Raw genomic sequence first — 17,827 nt, 5'->3', positions numbered from 1 at the left:
TACGATTTGACGTCTGATCTACTCTGGTTAACTGTCGCGCGATGTCCGGGTGGCTTGCTATGCAAGGCTTGATGACAGGTTGGTCAATGAGCGACACCTCTACGACGAAGAATTTAACCATTAACGATGCGTAGACGGGACTGCACTATAACCGGCATCGGTACTATGATCCGGGCAGCGGCAGATTCATCCGCAAGGACCCTATCGGGTATGCGGGTGCACTGAATGTCTATGCGTATGCGCCTAACCCGATTAGCTGGGTTGATCCGCTGGGGTTGTCACCTCGTTGCCTTACGTCTAGGGCCGCGCGCCGGGAAGCGATGAGGCAGGCAGCCAACAGCCGATTAGTCAGTCACGAAATTCTTCTGGTTTGGAGTATCGATATGAGGTGCCACAAGCAGGAGGTGGAACGATACAGGCGACGGTTCAACAACAGACGATGGATGTTAGCCATAGCGAAGATCCTCACTGGGAAGCTGGCAAAGTAAAGGTCGACCCGATTAGCGGTGAAACGCGGATGAACGATTACGGTCGCCCTAAGATAGCCAACCCGAAAGGGAAAGCTTATTACGGGGATTGTCCATGAGTGAGTACAGTATGAGCCAATATAGGAAGGAGCTTCTTTACAGAAAGGCCAATGGGAAAAAGGTGCTTAATGACTATCTTGGCAAGATAGCATCGTTGTTTCCAGCTGAAGATCGGCCCGAAATAGTGCCACTTGAAGAAACTGACATTGCACTAAACCGGTTCAAAGAGGCATCAGATCGATTGCACCGGGAAGCCACACGGATTTCTAGGGGAGAACTTCATACTGAACTCTCTGCCATGAGAGGCCATCATGGGAGTTTTTATGTCCTCATCGATGAGGACTGGAAGTACTGCGGAATGCTGCTGACAAGAAGTATGGAAGGCCTCAATGTAAGTGTTCAGTTTGGCGACAGAATACTGAACGACCTCATTTTTATATCTGCCGATATGTCAGTCGCTACCAGTTTCGATTTCTTCGAAATCTCTGGTAACTACCTAATAGACGTTCAGAGGTGGCGCGCGGAGTGAATGAAGGGCCGCTTGCGCGGCCCTTCGGCTGCCATGCTCTAGCGGCGCCTGGATGTTTGCACCTGAGCGTGCCATACCTTGCGCAGTTCGTTATTTTCGGCCTTGCGCGCGATGGTAACCTGACCCAGCGCTGGCGTAACGGCGAAGCAAGCCGCTACACCTAGAACCTGTTCGACCGGCTCACGCACGCCGAGGCGGGGCCACACTTGAACCGCAGCGAGCGCGTGAAGCGCAACCGCGAACTGCAGTGCGGCTTCACGCTGTACGGCTGGGATGGCGACACGCTGGCGTGGGGTGTAGCGAAGGAGGCGATACGGAAAGCGTCAGAGGGACGTGCTGAACTACGCACCGATCAAGTTCCAGGGGCAGTACCATGACCATGAAACTGGGCTGCATTACAACCGGTACCGGTATTACGATCCGGAGGTAGGGAGGTTTGTTGGCAAGGATCCTATTGGGTATGCGGGTGGGATCAATATGTATGCGTATGCGCCGAATCCCATCGCTTGGACTGACCCATTAGGTCTCGCAGGCGACGAAACGTTGAAGCCAGGTCCCTTCGCCAAGGAATCCATACCAGCACGCGGGCCGGAACGTGACTTTACTTTAGAGGAAAGTCAGAAAATCAACACGATCGGGTATCAGGATGGTTGCCATACGTGTGGCTCGACAGACCCCGGAACCAAGAGCGGCGATTTTATTCCCGACCACCAAACGCCGAACGCGCTGAACGAGCAAGGGAAGCCCCAGCGCCTTTATCCTCATTGCCGGCGGTGTAGTCTCAAACAGGGTGGCCAAGTCACGCAAGCAAAGAGAAGGAATAGCCAATGAATAGGTACGCAATTTCAGACTGGATCAACAGCTCCGGCGGACCATTTGTAGCGGTCGAGGAAACAACGGCACCGTTATGGACCGGCATAAGCGGGAGCCCTTCTGATTACGATTTGGCCTGCCAACCCGTCGACTATGTCAGCAAGTTGGCACTGCATGGCGCCGATGTACTTGTCTTGGGCGACGAGCCGTTGCAAACAGCGGTCGCTACATCCGACAGCCGGCAGCTGATTGTTCGCTGGAAATGGGCAGATAGCGAAGCGGACGTACGTGATGCAATCGACAAGATCGACTTCGACATGATAGACGCCATCGAGAGATTGACCGTCAATTGGGTAAATCAGCCGTTGGTTGTGTTCGATGCTGCTGATGTATTTGACCCTACCCAATGTCTGAGACTCGCAACACATCAGGGTACCAACGAAGTGACAACGTTTATTTATCAACCTACGCCACGGACATCCCTGCTAGTGCATTCCATCGTCGCCGTATAGAAGTAGACCAGGCTGCACTACAACCGGCGTCGGTACTATGATCCGGACGCCGGGCAGTTCATCAGCAGGGATCCAATCGGGCTGACCGGCGGCATCAACGAATATCAATACGCGCCTAATCCGGTGCAGTGGATCGACCCGCTTGGGCTGACATGCAAATGTCCTTGCCCTGGCACTTTCTGGGCCGACAGGTCGCTACCTCGCGACAATCACGCAATCCGGTGCCGGACGTTGACGCACCGCACACGCAATGGGGTAGGAAGGACGGACGTCGAGGTGCGTACAACCAGGCACGAGAATGGGGTTACTATGCAAACGAAAATCTTGTTCCCACACGCGATATAGATTTCACTGATCACGGCCGCCCCCAAAACCATCCGTGCCCCCATCAGCACAATTGGCTTCCCAATCCGACGGGAGGAACACGACAGCACGGGCCCGCAGTCCCTATGGAGATGCCATGATGCAAATGCGCTCGTTTCCAATGAATCGGTCAGACGGCTCCAAGATCTCGCTCGAAGAACTACTGACTGTCGTCCCCGGTAGTCAATGGACTTGGTATGTGCTTGATTTTTACGGGATCGGTTGTGCCCCAGGTGGCCAAACCATGGTCTCTTTTGAAGAAGAGGTACGTTCTTCAGAAAATGGTATCGCCATGACTTGGGCTGAGTTGAACGACTTTGCTCGTGCGTTGGATCAGACTATCGATTGTCAAATCGTTGCGGGCAGGCTTGAAAAGCCGGTTTCCCGCGACCGGGTGGAAAGGAAGGATTTTCGCGGATATGAGATGGTGCTCGATGGATTTGATAGTACTGAATGGGCTGTTTGGGCGCACGATGCGAGCGTATCTGATCGAGTCGTAAGAGTGGCTTCGAAATTGGGATAGAAAGATGCACAAATTACAAAAAAGTTCGGGATTGCGCTCGTGTCGCGGTATCGCGTCATCGGGAAATCGTGTCTAGGGAAAAATTACTGATGTGAGGAAGGCGGAAGGCTGAGCGCCTTGCTGGAAAAGGGATTGCGGCCGTCGGGATAGGCGTTTGCGTCTGGGGAAAAAGTCTATCAATACGCGCCCAATCCGGTAGGCTGGATCGACCCGTTAGGGCTCGCTCGTTGCCCTTGCGATCCGTGCTCAAAATACGACGTCGGCCAGTACGACGAGCTCAAGATGCGTTCCGCTTCTGGTGACAATCTGGACATTCACCACGCTATGCAAAAGCATCCGGCCGCACAGGTTGTTGCTGGATACGATCCCAAGACTGGTCCGGCCATAGCTGTTCCCGCCAGTGAACATGAACAAATTCCGACGCGTAAGGGCGTCTATACGGGAACGGCGAGAGATTTGTTAGCTAGCGACATCAGAGACCTGAGACAGCACACGGGTGCTTCTAACGGGTGCTTCTAACGAGTGCTTGCGACGACTCATCGCGCTCAACAAGGGAATGTACCCAAAGGCTTTTGAGAAATAGTATTCACGTGAAAGGGGCTTCAGTCATGAACACAGAGCAATTCGTTGCTGCGATCCGTACGCATGTGCAGGAGCAGGCGGCAAATGATCTTGTGAGAACTTTTACTGCCCCTCCGGGGAGGCGACCCCGTGATCTGCTGATCAAGGTTTCGGAGTGGCGTGCTCAATTGCCGAGCGATGAACAACGTCTCCTAGACGCGGTGATCGCGGAATCGGTGCGCGTTGCCTTGTTTGGTCTCTTTGCTGTAATCGACGGGTCAAGGGTCGTGGACGAAAATGTTGATCGGTTCATTATTACTGCTGTAGGTTACGACGGAGCTAAAACGGAGCTTAATGAAGATACCGCCGTCGACCTTCACAGTGAGTTTACGCCTGATTGATGAGCGCATCCGAAGGGAGCAGTGAAGCAGCAGGGGCCGCGTTAGCGGCCCTTGATGTTTCTGGGCGAAATGTTCGAACGTGGTCCGGAAATCGACCAACGTGCACTTTCCGCGTTTCTCCCCCGCTCGGGGAGAAACGCATCGGCGGCCGTCAGGATGGGGGCGGCTAGAAAAGCCCTCTTGCCACCCCGCGGCGCGCGTCATCGTTGAGGTGCATTTGCTGGATTCCAGCGATCGCGTGTTGCTAACGAAGATGGTCTGGGCGCGCGCACCACGTACTATGTCTACGAGCCGGGCCGCTTTGTGCCGATGGCGCAGGAGGCGATACGGAAAGCGTCGAGCAGCGCGCCCGTCACGAACCCGATCCGGTTTCAGGGGCAGTATCATGATCATGAGACCGGGCTGCATTACAACCGCTACCGGTATTACGATCCGGAGGTGGGGAGGTTTGTTGGCAAGGATCCGATCGGGTATGCTGGTGGGCTAAATGTCTATCAGTACGCGCCCAATCCGACGGCGTGGATCGATCCGCTTGGGCTGGCTCGGTGCCCGTGTGATTGCTTGAAGAAGGGGAATCCGGAAGGAGAGGGTCCATATCGGGGCGGATCAAAGGGAGGCGTATCCCGGCCTGGTATAGAAGGGCACCACATGCCTGCCGACGCAGTAACCAAATCGCAAGCGGGATACTTGGGATACAGGGACGGCCCAGCTATTGCCATGGACCCGTCCGATCATGCGGCAACTTCGAGTTACAAGAATTCTGCAGCGGCTCAACAGTATCGAGATCAGTTGGCTACTATGGTTGCGTCCGGAAACTACCGGGACGCAATGGCTACCGAAATTTTCGATGTTCGACGTGTGGCCCGTTCCGTCGGTGATCCGACCAAATACAATGAGGCGATGCGAGAAATGCTTGCGTATGCAAAGTGTCGCGGCATGTTGAAAAAGTGAGGTGACTGAATGGCGGAAAGTTTTTCTTTCGATCGCTGGCGTGATCGTGTCCACGCGTGTGAAGACTTTGCAAGCGAGGAAAAATGCGATGAATTCTTGGAGCTCGTGAACGCCGGTGAGAAAAACATGAGCTACGAGGTTGCTGTCGAGCTGCTTCGAACGTTTTCGGACGCAGACGATTTTGGCATTCAGGAGCGAACTCGAAATGTCGTGGAGGCGGCGGATCGACAGATCTTCTACCCAGCATTAGTCAGCGAACTTGGAGGGCTGATCGTTCGATCCCCTCAAAAGCAATGGGCGGTTACGCTTGTTGGAATTGAGCTGGAGTACGGCGATTTTGGTTTGCTGATGAACTATGTGTCGCAATCGCCGGAAGCAGAGAGAGAGTCCTTTCTCTCGTTTCTCAAATCGGACGAGTTCATGGATGAGTACCCTACCGTCGCGAAGTACTTGAGTGAGACGTGACGATTGCGTCAAGCAAGATAACGTGAGAAGGAGCCGCACGAGTGAACTGCACCCCAAAAGTTGGATACCATCCCCCTTTGGGGTGTTTTCATTGCGAAGTACGGCGAGCAATTCCGACTGCACCTGACGTTTGTGACCGATACGCTGTGCCACGCCACACGGCAGTACTACAACATCGATGGCTACTCGTACCGGTCGTGTATCCGGACCAGACCGGAGAATGGTTCTTCCGCGATGCGGCCAAAAACATCACCCGCCACGCCTCCCCTTATGGTGCTGAAGAACAGTTCACGTGGGACGCGCGCGACAACCTGCGTTGGGCGAGCCGCTATTCGTATAACCAGCTCGGGAGGCTGACATGGGCACAGTCGTCGCTGGAGGTGGAGACGTTCGCGTTTGATCCGGCGAGCAATTTGCTTGAACGTGACACGCGCGATGAGAATGATATGGGCATGTCCAGGCCGAAGAGCCATTCCGCCCTGCTTGACAACCTGCTGAAGGACTACGCAGGCACGTACAATGACTACGACGCGCTGGGACGGCGGATAGCGAAGTCATCGGAAGCGCAAGCGGTACGGGAAGAAGCCATCGCGCTGCTCGACCAGCCGGTATACGTCGATTACTACCGGCAGGATGAAGCCCCGCTGTGGTTCCAGACACCGCAGTCACCATCCATCTACAGCCTGGCTTGGTACCAGGCTGACCATCTGGGCACGCCGATGGAACTGACCAACGAACATGGCGAGGTTGCCTAGAATGCACAGTATCGCGTCTGGGGCATCGCCAGCAAGCCATCCGAAAAGCGGCGGGAAAAGCATCAATAGTTACCCCCATCCGGCTCCAGGGGCAGTACCATGACCATGAGACTGGGCTGCATTACAACCGGTATCGGTATTACTATCCGGAGGTGGGGAGGTTTGTTGGCAAGGATCCTGTCGGGTATGCTGGTGGGCTGAATGTCTACCAGTACGTGCCTAACCCGGTAAGCTGGATTGACCCGCTTGGCCTGGAGCGCATCAAAAATACGATCTAAGGGGCTCGTTGTGAAGATGTGTTCAACGCTCAGATACGTGCAAAGCATCCAAACGCGACGATCCAATGCCAGTGCTATCTGCGCGATGCGTAAGGCAAGTCAGCGAGAGACCCGGTTACGGGTGAACGGCGACGAGTCGATACGGCAGTGATCGAAAACGAACGGGCGCAAACCTATGAAGTGGCGAGTATGACAGCCGCCAAAGACTATCAATTCGACAAGGAGTCAAGCTTCCTTGATGTCAGTTGATCGTTTATTCGTGATAGAACGAACAGAGATTTGGTTCCGGTCATGGTGTTTCAGAACTGGTGAGACTTCCTTGAAATGATTGATAACCATTTGGTTTGGCCAACGATTGAGTCCTTGATCGCCGCCTATAAGTTGATGGATGCAGATGGCAACCTCGTCCCCGATCTCGAGTCTCGGACGATTGCGAGAAGGCGGCAGATAGCTCTTCGTAAATATTTCGAAGAGAATGGGCTACTGACAGTCAAGGCATTCGATGACGACGGCAGCGTAATCGACCGACAGTACCGGAAGAATGATTTTACTGACGATGGCTTCGGACTATGTAAACGAAAGGTTCCTGCGTGGATGAAATCTAAGGCGTCGGCAAAAGATCCGCCGGACATGAAATTGCTGGAAAAAGCGTTAGTCGAGATTCGAGCCGGCGAGTAAAAAACGAGGGCCGCGTAAGCGGCTCTTGTCGTTTCTGGATGCTGAACGCCGAAAATTAGTCAACGTGCACTTCCGCGTTTCTCCCCAGATTGGGGAGAAACGCGGCGTCGGCCGTTAGGATAGCGGCAACTAGAAAAGCCACCTCGCGGCGCGCGTCATCGTTGAGGTGCATTTGCTGGATTCCGGCGATCGCGTGTTGCTAACGAAGATGGTCTGGGCGCGCGCACCACGTACTATGTCTACGAGCCGGGCCGCTTTGTGCCGGTGGCGCAGGAAGCGATACGGAAAGAGCCGGGCAGCGCGCCCGTCACGAACCCGATCCGGTTTCAGGGGCAGTCTCATGATCATGAGACCGGGCTGCATTACAGCCGGTATGCGTATGCGCCGAGCCCGGTTGGCTGGATCGATCCACTGAGGTTAGCTCGAGCTGGACAGTGGACCACTATTGGCAATGGTCGGATCAGAATTGACCCGCCACACGTGCCAAACACGAACCAGCAAGTTCATGCGCCTTGCCAATGCAGATCCAGAAAACAAGAGGTCGTTGTCAACAAAGACGGCGCTCAAAGTCATGGATCAAGCGGCGATGTTTCTGGTCTTACGCGAACAGAGAAAGACTGTTTGCGCGACAAAGGATTCGATTTATGACGGAACTTGGTGACTTGAGGATTTTGGGAACATTTGAGGGTAGTAATAAATCGCTAAAGCTAGACGAGATCTCGATTCTTGCGAAAGCGGAAGTTATCCGGGCTCTTGGTGTATTTTTGATTAATGCTGCTTACGAGATGGACGTTAATGAAGTTGAACATGTTCACCTTCAGGATTCGATAGCGAACTTCTCGTACGAAAATCACGTCGATGTGATCGTGAACAATCAAGAGAAAGTGAAGCCGAATTGAACTGACTGGAACAAAGGGCTACTGGCCGGCCCTTTGTACGTTTATTCGGAGGTACTGCTCTCCTTCATCGCGGCGTGGTGCGGTCCTGCACCAGCCGGCGGTGGCGTACTGGTATCACCAACTGCGAACAATCGTAATCATGCAACGCTTTCTGTGATTACTGTAGAGCAAGCTGAGGGACTCATGCCCCCAACTGTGCGAAACACTAACGCCCGAAGGTAGAAACAATGAAAGAACAAAGACTCCGAGGGATCGAATCTCGCTGCAACGCAGCAAGTCCTGGACCATGGGTTTCTTATGTCGAAGGAAGGGATCATGAGAGCGGCTCAAACTTCATAATGACAGGCTCAGAAGAAGCCCGTGGCCCAGATATTGAGCTAAGTGGGGCATCAATAGCAGATCAAGATTTTATTGCCAACGCTCGGCAAGACATACCCGATCTTTTGCGTGAAATTCGTAGGCTTAAGATCAAATTGCGGGATGAAGGAGGGTAATTAAAATGACGAGTGCTGGGCGCGAATTATTTTAACGAGACATTCCTACGGTAGCGGCCACCTGCGCAAGCAGTACGCTGGCACTCACTACCAGCACGACCAGTACGACGCGCACGGCAACATGACCCAGCGTTGGTACAATTGCAAGGAGAGCCGCTTTACCTAGGACCTGTTCGATCGGCGCACCCACTACTGTCAACGCCAACGAAGCATGTCCCATGAAACGCAACCACGAGCTGCTGTGTCCGCCGAATATTTCAGCCAAACTAGGGCGTCGCGGAATCGGTAGTTTTGGTCGCAAAATTCGAATGTCCACGCTGAGTTTAAACCCATGGCACGAGGCAAGAGCAGGTCCGAGCGCAGGAAAGAGAGTTCCGAACAGATTCGCGAGCAGATCAGGCTGCATGCGGATGAAATCAATCGTCTACGCGCGCAGACCGTCGCCTATTGTGCGCCTGTGCGAGGACGTCAGCGATTGAGCCAGGACGAATTGCGGGAAGTCTGGTTGACCTACGATAGATGCTACGACGCGCTGGCCTTTCCCGGCGGATGGGAAGGCGCTACGTGCCGCCTGCTAGCCGGCGACCCCGAATGTATGGAGGCTGCCATCTGCTTCCTGGAGGTGCGGCCATATTTCTACCACTCTGGCTACATGTTCAATAGCCTCCTGCGCAAGGCCAAGCGTGCTCCGTTGGACCCGGAGCAACTGGAGCGGCTGGGCCGCGTACTCGACAAACTGGCTCAATGGAAACTCGCTAGGCTACGAAAGCAAGCGCGCGACTAATCGACGATTTCGAATGTGGGAACCGGTGATTTTTTTCTGGGCTCATGGAAAGGCTGAAACAGCCCTATCGCCCCAGATACACTGCCGTAATTTGCGCCCGCTAATGTCCCAGCTCGCGGCTGATTGCCTGGCGCGCCTGCGTATCTACAACGCGTTGCGCCGGCGTCAATGACCCCGCGCTGGCCACGCGGAATTTGGAGAATTACCCGACAACTCCCCTTATAGAAAGCGGACTCGGAAATGAGGATAGACAGTGCAAAATATGTCAAAAACTAAGCAAGAAGCACTTCAACTAATTAGAGTACTCAACAAGATTGCAGCGATATTTGAACAGTTGGATACTGATAATTCTCGATTGCTAAAAGACGGATTTGAAACTGCTCGTGTCGAATGTGAACGTTATATAAATGGCGAAAAGATTGATTTCAAACCATCTGAATTGGTTGTTGGCTTTAGGCAAGCTATTCGCGAAACACCGTTTATGTTTCGCGATCAACCAGCTGAAATTCGCAAGGCACTCATGAATGAGTACATCAAAGCAGTCGAATCTGAGATTCCAGGATTCTTTGACAAAGAGTCCGAGAAAATGCAAAACATCATGAAACGAGGAAAGATAAGAAATCCAGACGAGTTCTACCTTGCCGAACTCTGCTTTGAACGGATGCTTGAAGCGAATCCCGACGGTGAGGACTCTGTTGCGTTGCGCCGAATTATGGACAACTTTGAATTTGGGAGTTGACCTTTCGCCAAGCCAACACGGTGCTGCGCAAGGCCAGTCTAAAATCGCTTCCAGCCCCACAACCAACACGGCAGGAGCAGCAATGACCAAGCTATTCATCGTCTTGGGCGACACCAGCAGCCACGGCAGCCGCGGAGACCTCGATACTATCGTTGTCTGCTTCTGGTGCCTATCTACTGTGGCTTCTACAGGTTTGATATCGAGGTTTCGTTACGGCCTGAAACCTGGGCTAGATTGCGGCACAGCTGATGGTACTGGCAATTCCATTAGTGTTTTAGTCGACGAAAGACCGGATCAAATAGATAGCTTAGTATTTACATGGCTGCGGTAAGGGCTTGGTATCTTGATTCGCATATTTTCCATTGGAATCAGGTAAATATCAACCAGGCTCAAGCTTCACATTAGTACTCGGCCAGAAATTACCAGCGGTAAATAAATCTATTTTGACACTGGCTCGCAATCCTAACCCGTTAATAAACCAAACCCCGAGATGATATTCACGCCTATTAAACAAGGTTGCATTGATAATAAATCATGACTCACCGAAGAATATATTATTCTCACCCTAAAATAAGCCAGTCTGGGAATGTCAACAACGAAAGTCAGACGTAAGTTGGACACTTTCGATGCCACACTTATACTATACGTGGCGATAAAATATGACGGAATTTCCATTTCTGAGTTGAAGTTCATGCGGCAGAAGTGCCTGAGTGAGCACTGATTCATGTATCGATAGTATGAACGATGCCAAATCAAGGCCTGTTACATAAACTATAATCAGAGTTGTCCTCACTTCGCACTGCGATGGATGACTCCGTCTGCATTCGCGTAAAAACCTAACTGTTATCAGAATATGCAGCCAACCTGAAGACGTTAAGCCTGGTTATGAATGGGTCATATTCGATGTAGAGCCAACATTACCATATTTCAATTCTATCGGGATACTGACAAAAAACCATGAGTAGACCGATTGGATTTTATTTAGAGGCAGCAAGAAAAAAAAGATAACTTTCATGACAGCGATAAGGGTATCATGCGATCTTGTCAAAATTAACAATAGTAATACTGTTGTGTAAAGGAGATGTAAATGGGAAAGCTAGTGATATTTATCATAAGCATCTTAGTTATAGTAGTAACATTCATAGTCACCATATACGGTTATACAATTCCAAAATACTTTCCATCATTTAAAACTTACTCTATTTTAACTTACACAACCATTACATCAGCCATTTTTTGTGGGTATATAATATATATCTCAATAGAAGCATGGCGATGGCCCATAGCGATAGTAGGATCATTTATTTTAGCGTGCCTAATTTATTTTATTTCTGTTTTTATTATTGTGAGTATCAGAGGGGCGTAGCTTAACACTTAAAAAACGCAGCACGAGGCTGACTGCAAGCACATACTACGGCTGAAGGCAGCGGACTACCTATTCAGGTAATGTCGCCCGAATAAGCTGACGCAACGGCGTACTGCAATGCGGCTGGGAAGGTGACACGCTGACGAAGATAGCCAACATAGCGGTCTGTTCCACGCCACATTTAATTGGAAAAAAGTGGGGGAAAACAGATGACCCAAGCCGATAAATTGGAAAAACTTGGCATCTACGAGCGATGAACGTCGTCATTATCATCATAGTCACAAGTATCGACAGACGCTCATGGAGGCTGAACTTCAGAATATGTCCATATTATGGCCACCCGTCCGATGGCTTTCTACAGCTTCTGCATGAACAAATAAACCATAGCGCCCGTCAGACAAACGCCTGCTTTCTCCTCCTTCTTGCCAAAATTCACCTAAGCTTATCTCAGCAATTTCCATCAAAGAGATAAGAAAAAATGAATGAACCACTGGATTTACTCGGCGTCGGCCTTGGCCCTTTCAACCTCAGCCTGGCGGCGTTGGCCTATGAAAGTGGTGCACTGAATTATGCCTTTCTCGATCGCAACGCCAGCTTCCGTTGGCATCCCGGCATGCTGCTCCCTTCCGCCTATATGCAGACCTATGTGTTGCAGGACCTGGTTACGGCGGTAACGCCTCGCAGCCAATTCTCCTTTATCAATTACCTGGTCGAGCAGAAAAAAATTTATCGTTTTCTGATTACCGAACAGCAAATTATCAGCCGTGAAGAGTTCTCCGACTATTTGAGCTGGGCCTGTAATAGATTAGAAGGGTTACAGTTTTCGCAGTCGGTTGAAAGCATCGATTTTGATGATGAAAAACAGCTGTTCAAAGTACGCACCCGTGACCAAACCCTGTGGGCGAAGAATATCTGTCTGGGCACCGGCCACGACCCCTGGCTGCCTGAGGAGTTTTATCCGGCGCTGGGCGAAAACTGCCTGCATGCCGCCGAAATCGGCCTGCGTAATCCGGATCTGACCGGTAAGCGGGTGGCGGTGATTGGCGGCGGCCAAAGCGGTGCCGATATTTTTCTGAACGCGCTGCGGGGGCACTGGGGCGAACCGGCACAGCTCGACTGGATTTCCCGTCGGCCCAATTTTCAGCCGCTGGACGAGTCTGCCTTCACCAATGAATATTTCACCCCGGAGTACGTCGATTATTTCTATACGCTGCCGCAGGATATCCGCGAGCGCGAACTCAAGACTCAGAAACTGCCGGCCGACGGTATTAGCAACCATACGCTACGTACTTTGTACCGGGAGCTTTATATGCGTTTCGATGTGATGCACCAGCCGCGCAACGTGCGTCTTTTGCCGCATCGCACTCTGCTGGCGATCGAGCCGACAGGCAAAGGGTTCCAATTGCGAACCCGACACGGTCTTGAAAATCGTCAGGAAGGATTCAATGCCGATGTCGTCATTTTAGCAACCGGTTATCGCCCTTCACTCCCTGCCTATTTAAAACCCCTGTTGCCACGCATTCCTTTCGACGACCAACAACACTTGCCGTTACTGCCCGATTTTAACCTCGAATGGCAGGGGCCTGAGCAGAATCGCATTTATGCGGTGAATGCCGGTATCCACAGCCACGGCAGCGCGGAAGGCGGGCTCAGCCTGATGGCCTGGCGCTCAGCACGCATTCTGAATCATCTGCTCGGTAAACCCCATTTTGATCTGGCACCAAACGCCTCGCTGATCCAATGGTGGAGCGGCGCTGCCCCGGACGATGATATTACTCAAACAGATAAATAGGATAAAACGCATACTGTTTTTTGATGATAAATCCTCGACTTATGCTTAATCTAACTCCCCTGCGTTTTCAGCGACCCCTCTGGTATGGAGTGAATAATGGCGTGTCATTTTGCCCGATGGATCCCCACGTCCACCGCACTGGATACCCGGAGGCTCTCCGCCGAGGTCGTTGCTGCTACCACCGCTTTTTCCATTAAACGCCGCCAACGCTTTCTGCAGGGGCGCATCCTGCTCGCCGAAATGATGTTTTATCTCTACGGTCTGCCGACATTGCCCCCCATCGCTACCACACCTACCGGCCGTCCCTGTTTTGTCGACAACCACCTGCCCGATTTCAGCCTGGCCTACGCCAGCGATACGGTAGGGGTTTTGTTAAGCGATGAAGGCAAGGTGGGACTGGATATTGAAGTCATGCGTGCCCGGGGCGGGCAACAGAAAAGGCTGCAAGACCAATTTCAAACGCCGGCAGAAAGTGCCTGGATCAGTGCGCAATACGATCGGCTGGAGGCAGAAACGCAGCTGTGGAGCATCCGTCAAAGCGTGTTGAAAATTTCCGGCCTGGGTAACAGCGGGCAATCGTCGCTGCTGCTGCACCCTTTTTCCGGCCACCTGCGATCCAGCATCACCCCCCAGGTTCAGGTGATGAGCGATGCCGACGAATATCTGAGCTGGGCTTGCGCGCGCGAACCCAGCCTGGAACGTCTGGTATGCTGGCAGTATGAAGCCAATAAAGGCCTGCAGAAAAACGGTGAGATCTCTCCACGAGCACCGGCCAGTTCCACCCGCTTTATCAAACTGACCAGCCTGGCACTTCACCGCTGACATCGGCCGCTTACCCTGCGACGAACCCCTGAGATAAAACTTTCTTTAACGCATAAATTCCTGCATAAAACTGTAAAGTCAGCTAAATATTCAGCAATCATCTATTCTCTCCTGCAGCTTTGCCCTACTATCTCCTGATGTTCTAAGCTGAATCTGTTCATTCGAAAGGGAGAATCACCATGTCAGACCAAGCATTAAAAATCGTTACCCTGCTCGGCAGCCTGCGTAAAGGTTCGTACAACGCCATGGTCGCCAATGCCCTGCCGGGCCTTGCGCCACAAGGCGTCACCATCGAAGCGCTTCCTTCAATCCGTGATATCCCGCTGTATGATGCCGATGTGCAACAGGAAGAAGGTTTCCCTGCTGCAGTGGAAGCGATCGCAGAGCAAATCCGTCAGGCGGACGGCGTTATCATCGTTACTCCGGAATATAACTACTCGGTGCCGGGCGGGTTAAAAAACGCCATCGACTGGCTGTCCCGTCTGCCGAACCAGCCGTTAGCCGGTAAACCCGTAGCCATTCAGACCAGCTCTATGGGGCCGATTGGCGGCGCGCGCTGCCAGTATCACCTGCGCCAGATCCTGGTGTTTCTCGATGCCATGGTGATGAACAAACCGGAATTTATGGGCGGCGTGATCCAGAATAAAGTGGATGCTCAGGCTGGGGAGTTGATTGATCAGGGCACGCTGGACTTCCTCACCGGCCAGTTGTCAGCATTCAGCGATTATATTCGTCGACTGAAGTAAGATTATTTTACAGACGCCTTCGGCAGAAAATTGACTGAAGGCGTCATTCTTATGAGAGATCGCTTTATAACCCATTAAAATTAAAGTCATAAAATTATGTATTTTCTCATTTTAGCCATATTACTGGCTTTCATCACCAGACCATTATCAGCCGCAGAAATGCGTTATCCCGCCGGAGAAGAGCCGATCGAGCTGCCGGTACATAGCCCTTTGAATGCCCAATACCCGCGCACCGCCCAGGGCCAGGAAGACAAAAAGATCGCGGCCATGTCGCTGTACCTGACGCTGATGCGCGAAGACGGGCGGAACATATGGGCCCCCTATCAACTGGCGGCCTCTTCGGCGGAAAAGGGCCAAACCGAACTGGCGGAGCGCTATCTGCAGCTGAGTGCCGATCGCGGGTTGTGGTATTACTACAACCTGTTGGAGGACGACGCCTTCAATAGCATTCAGCACAGCAGGACCTATCAATCAATATTGGCGGTCACCAAAGCCCGCTACCTGCAACATGCGCATTGGTACGAAGGCAAAGCCAGCTACGCCATTCCTGAAGGCACACCGCCTGCCGGCGGCTGGCCAACGGTGGTGTACCTGCATACCTACGGCAAGAGCGCCGGTATCACACCCGAAGAGCGTTTGTTGTTTAGCGAGATGGGCGTGGCCTATGTTGAGATCAACGGTACCCAGATGCTGTCGGAGAACAGCTTCCGCTGGTCGAATTACAGTGACGAAAGCACCCAAAGCGCGATCCGGCGGGCTTTGCAACCGGCCGCAGAACTAAAACTCAACCCGCAGCAGGTCTACCTCACCGCCCGTGGGCAAGGAGCGCTGCACGCGGCCAATCTGCTGGCCAAATATCCCCAGCTATATGCCGGCGCGATGCTGATCGCCCCCAATGGTGAGATCAAGCAGGCCCAGCAATCGCTGGCGACCAATAAGCGCTTGGTGGTGGCGTATTACGATCGGCAAAACTTCAGCGATCAGGCGCTGGCGATGCATTTCGCCAATTTGTTCAGTGAGAATAACCAGGTAGAAACGCTGCATTTTTCTCAGGGAGAGAACCCTGACGGCGGCTGGCAGGCCCGTTTTAAACGGCCTTTACAGTGGATGTTGCAGCAGGCGCCCGACGCAACGCCGGGTGCCTAAAAGATAACAGGGCCGACCAGCGTCGGCCCTTGCCGTATTAATGGCCGTCTACAAACACAATTTTCAGCACAAACAGCAGCGCCACCACCACCACGCACGGGCTGATTTCGCGCCAGCGACCGGTCCCCAGCTTCATCACGCAATAGGAAATAAAACCGAGCGCAATGCCTTCGGTGATCGAGAAGCTGAATGGCATCATCACTGCCGTGACGAACGCCGGAACGGCTTCGGTCAGGTCATCCCACTTCACCCGCGCCAAACTTGATGTCATCAGCACGCCAACGTAGATCAACGCGCCGGCTGCGGCATAAGCCGGCACCATACCCGCCAACGGCGACAGGAAAATCACCAACAGGAACAGGATACCGGTTACCACTGCGGTCAGGCCGGTACGGCCGCCGACAGACACCCCGGCGGAGCTTTCAATGTAGGCGGTAACCGAAGAAGTGCCGACAAAGGAACCGGCTACCGAGCTGATGCTGTCGACATACAGCGCCTGCTTCATGCGCGGGAACTTACCCTTGTCGTCAGTCAGCCCGGCCTTGTCGGTTACGCCAATCAGGGTACCAGAGGAGTCGAACAGGTTGACCAGCATAAAGGAGAAAATCACCCCGGCCAGGCCAATATTCAGCGCCCCGGCCAGATCAACCTGACCCACTACCGACGTGATGTTAGGAGGCATCGAGAATACGCCGCCGTATTTCACATCGCCCAACGCCCAGCCGATCAGCGTGGTCACCACGATAGAAATCAGCACTGCCGCATGGAAGTTACGTGAAGACAATACCGCGATGATAAAGAAGCCCAGCGCGCCCAGCAGCACGTTGTGCGAAGTCAGGCTGCCAATGGTCACCAGCGTGTCCGGGTTAGCCACCACGATACCGGCATTTTTCAGCCCCATCATGCCGATAAACAGACCGATACCGCTGGTAATGCCCACCCGCAGGCTCATCGGAATATTGGCAATCATCCAGTAGCGAACGCGGAAAATGGTCAGCAGCAATAAACCGACTGCCCCCCAGAAAATGGCACCCATGCCGATCTGCCATGAGATGCCCATTGCGCCGACCACCACAAACGCGAAGAACGCATTGAGGCCCATCGCCGGTGCCAGCGCTACCGGCAGGTTCGCCAGCAGGCCCATGAAAATGCTGCCGAAAGCGGCAATCAGACAGGTTGTCACGAACACCGCCTGCGTATCCATGCCCGCCGCGCCCAGAATTTGGGGGTTAACGAACACGATATACACCATGGTCAAAAAGGTGGTAATACCGGCAATCGTTTCCGTACGCGCCGTAGTGCCATGTTGCTTGAGTTTAAACACGCGCCCAAGCAAGCCTTGCTCGACGTCAAGGCCAGATACTGGTTTGCTCATTATCAGAATTCCGAAGAGGGGAATGGACAGTCGCCGGCTATCCTATACCCAAAATAATTGGAGTCGCATCACGGCGGCAAGAACGCGAATCCCCAAGAGCTTACTCAAGTAAGTGACTGGGGTGAGCGTTCGCAGCCAACACAGATGCGGCTTCAAGTATGCCGGGTATATAACAAAAAGTCAGGGTTTTGATGCTGATCACAGGTTTTTTTCGCCGTCTTTACGGCTATAAACCCCAACAGGTTGTATTTGCTGATATTCATCGGAAAACCAGGATTCAGGAGTCGCAATCCTGCCTGATGCGGTTA

The 17,827-nt window shown here is 52.7% G+C and carries 16 protein-coding genes and 5 pseudogenes; 20 read left to right on the top strand and 1 reads right to left on the bottom strand.

What is annotated here, in order from left to right; genetic code table 11:
• Positions 1–134 precede the first annotated feature (134 nt).
• From M495_RS26240 to M495_RS24250, 20 genes and pseudogenes are all read left to right on the top strand, one after another.
• Positions 135–281: pseudogene (locus tag M495_RS26240) on the top strand (RHS repeat-associated core domain-containing protein); the annotation flags it as partial.
• 301 nt (positions 282–582) lie between these two features.
• On the top strand, positions 583–1,056 hold the full coding sequence (locus M495_RS24345; protein ID WP_020837755.1) for a hypothetical protein: 474 nt from the start codon (positions 583–585) through the stop codon (positions 1,054–1,056).
• Positions 1,057–1,404: 348 nt separating this feature from the next.
• A pseudogene (locus M495_RS26105) lies at positions 1,405–1,587 on the top strand (RHS repeat-associated core domain-containing protein); the annotation flags it as partial.
• 296 nt (positions 1,588–1,883) lie between these two features.
• Entirely contained in the window at positions 1,884–2,381 is a 498-nt protein-coding gene (locus M495_RS24335; protein ID WP_020837752.1) for an Imm21 family immunity protein, read from the top strand.
• Positions 2,382–2,387: 6 nt separating this feature from the next.
• A pseudogene (locus M495_RS26235) lies at positions 2,388–2,543 on the top strand (RHS repeat-associated core domain-containing protein); the annotation flags it as partial.
• A gap of 298 nt (positions 2,544–2,841) precedes the next feature.
• Positions 2,842–3,267: a hypothetical protein gene (locus M495_RS24330; protein WP_020837751.1), complete on the top strand. Its 426-nt coding sequence runs from the start codon at positions 2,842–2,844 to the stop codon at positions 3,265–3,267.
• Positions 3,268–3,875: 608 nt separating this feature from the next.
• Positions 3,876–4,229, top strand: a complete 354-nt coding sequence (locus M495_RS24325; RefSeq protein ID WP_020837750.1) for a hypothetical protein — start codon at positions 3,876–3,878, stop codon at positions 4,227–4,229.
• Positions 4,230–4,595: 366 nt separating this feature from the next.
• Positions 4,596–4,773 (top strand): annotated as a pseudogene (locus tag M495_RS26100) (RHS repeat-associated core domain-containing protein); the annotation flags it as partial.
• 416 nt (positions 4,774–5,189) lie between these two features.
• The gene (locus M495_RS24315; RefSeq protein WP_020837748.1) at positions 5,190–5,645 is read left to right on the top strand and encodes a hypothetical protein; all 456 of its coding nucleotides are present in this window, start codon (positions 5,190–5,192) and stop codon (positions 5,643–5,645) included.
• Between the two features lie 197 nt (positions 5,646–5,842).
• Positions 5,843–6,400, top strand: coding sequence for an RHS domain-containing protein (locus tag M495_RS24310; RefSeq protein ID WP_020837747.1), 558 nt, complete (start codon positions 5,843–5,845; stop codon positions 6,398–6,400).
• A gap of 74 nt (positions 6,401–6,474) precedes the next feature.
• Positions 6,475–6,657, top strand: a pseudogene (locus M495_RS26180) (RHS repeat-associated core domain-containing protein); the annotation flags it as partial.
• A gap of 345 nt (positions 6,658–7,002) precedes the next feature.
• A complete protein-coding gene (locus tag M495_RS24300; protein ID WP_020837745.1) occupies positions 7,003–7,356 on the top strand; it encodes a hypothetical protein in 354 nt (117 codons plus the stop codon).
• A gap of 644 nt (positions 7,357–8,000) precedes the next feature.
• Positions 8,001–8,255, top strand: coding sequence for an Imm32 family immunity protein (locus M495_RS24295; RefSeq protein ID WP_020837743.1), 255 nt, complete (start codon positions 8,001–8,003; stop codon positions 8,253–8,255).
• A 227-nt stretch (positions 8,256–8,482) separates the two neighbouring features.
• The gene (locus tag M495_RS24290; protein ID WP_041415133.1) at positions 8,483–8,749 is read left to right on the top strand and encodes a hypothetical protein; all 267 of its coding nucleotides are present in this window, start codon (positions 8,483–8,485) and stop codon (positions 8,747–8,749) included.
• 331 nt (positions 8,750–9,080) lie between these two features.
• Positions 9,081–9,533: a hypothetical protein gene (locus M495_RS24280; RefSeq protein ID WP_020837740.1), complete on the top strand. Its 453-nt coding sequence runs from the start codon at positions 9,081–9,083 to the stop codon at positions 9,531–9,533.
• Positions 9,534–9,786: 253 nt separating this feature from the next.
• Positions 9,787–10,272, top strand: coding sequence for a hypothetical protein (locus tag M495_RS24275; RefSeq protein WP_144079326.1), 486 nt, complete (start codon positions 9,787–9,789; stop codon positions 10,270–10,272).
• Positions 10,273–12,116: 1,844 nt separating this feature from the next.
• Positions 12,117–13,430, top strand: coding sequence for a lysine N(6)-hydroxylase/L-ornithine N(5)-oxygenase family protein (locus M495_RS24265; RefSeq protein ID WP_020837737.1), 1,314 nt, complete (start codon positions 12,117–12,119; stop codon positions 13,428–13,430).
• A gap of 96 nt (positions 13,431–13,526) precedes the next feature.
• On the top strand, positions 13,527–14,252 hold the full coding sequence (locus tag M495_RS24260) for a 4'-phosphopantetheinyl transferase family protein (protein ID WP_020837736.1): 726 nt from the start codon (positions 13,527–13,529) through the stop codon (positions 14,250–14,252).
• Between the two features lie 179 nt (positions 14,253–14,431).
• A complete protein-coding gene (locus tag M495_RS24255; protein ID WP_020837735.1) occupies positions 14,432–14,998 on the top strand; it encodes an NADPH-dependent FMN reductase in 567 nt (188 codons plus the stop codon).
• A gap of 96 nt (positions 14,999–15,094) precedes the next feature.
• Positions 15,095–16,144: a hypothetical protein gene (locus M495_RS24250; RefSeq protein WP_041415130.1), complete on the top strand. Its 1,050-nt coding sequence runs from the start codon at positions 15,095–15,097 to the stop codon at positions 16,142–16,144.
• 37 nt (positions 16,145–16,181) lie between these two features.
• Here M495_RS24250 and M495_RS24245 read toward each other — a convergent pair whose 3' ends face one another.
• Positions 16,182–17,519 (bottom strand): NCS2 family permease, encoded by a 1,338-nt coding sequence (locus M495_RS24245; protein ID WP_020837732.1) that lies wholly within the window; start codon positions 17,517–17,519, stop codon positions 16,182–16,184.
• Positions 17,520–17,827: the final 308 nt, after the last annotated feature.

The sequence above is a fragment of the Serratia liquefaciens ATCC 27592 genome (genome assembly GCF_000422085.1).
Taxonomy (GTDB): domain Bacteria; phylum Pseudomonadota; class Gammaproteobacteria; order Enterobacterales; family Enterobacteriaceae; genus Serratia; species Serratia liquefaciens.
This window is presented reverse-complemented; position numbering and strand designations above follow the sequence as displayed.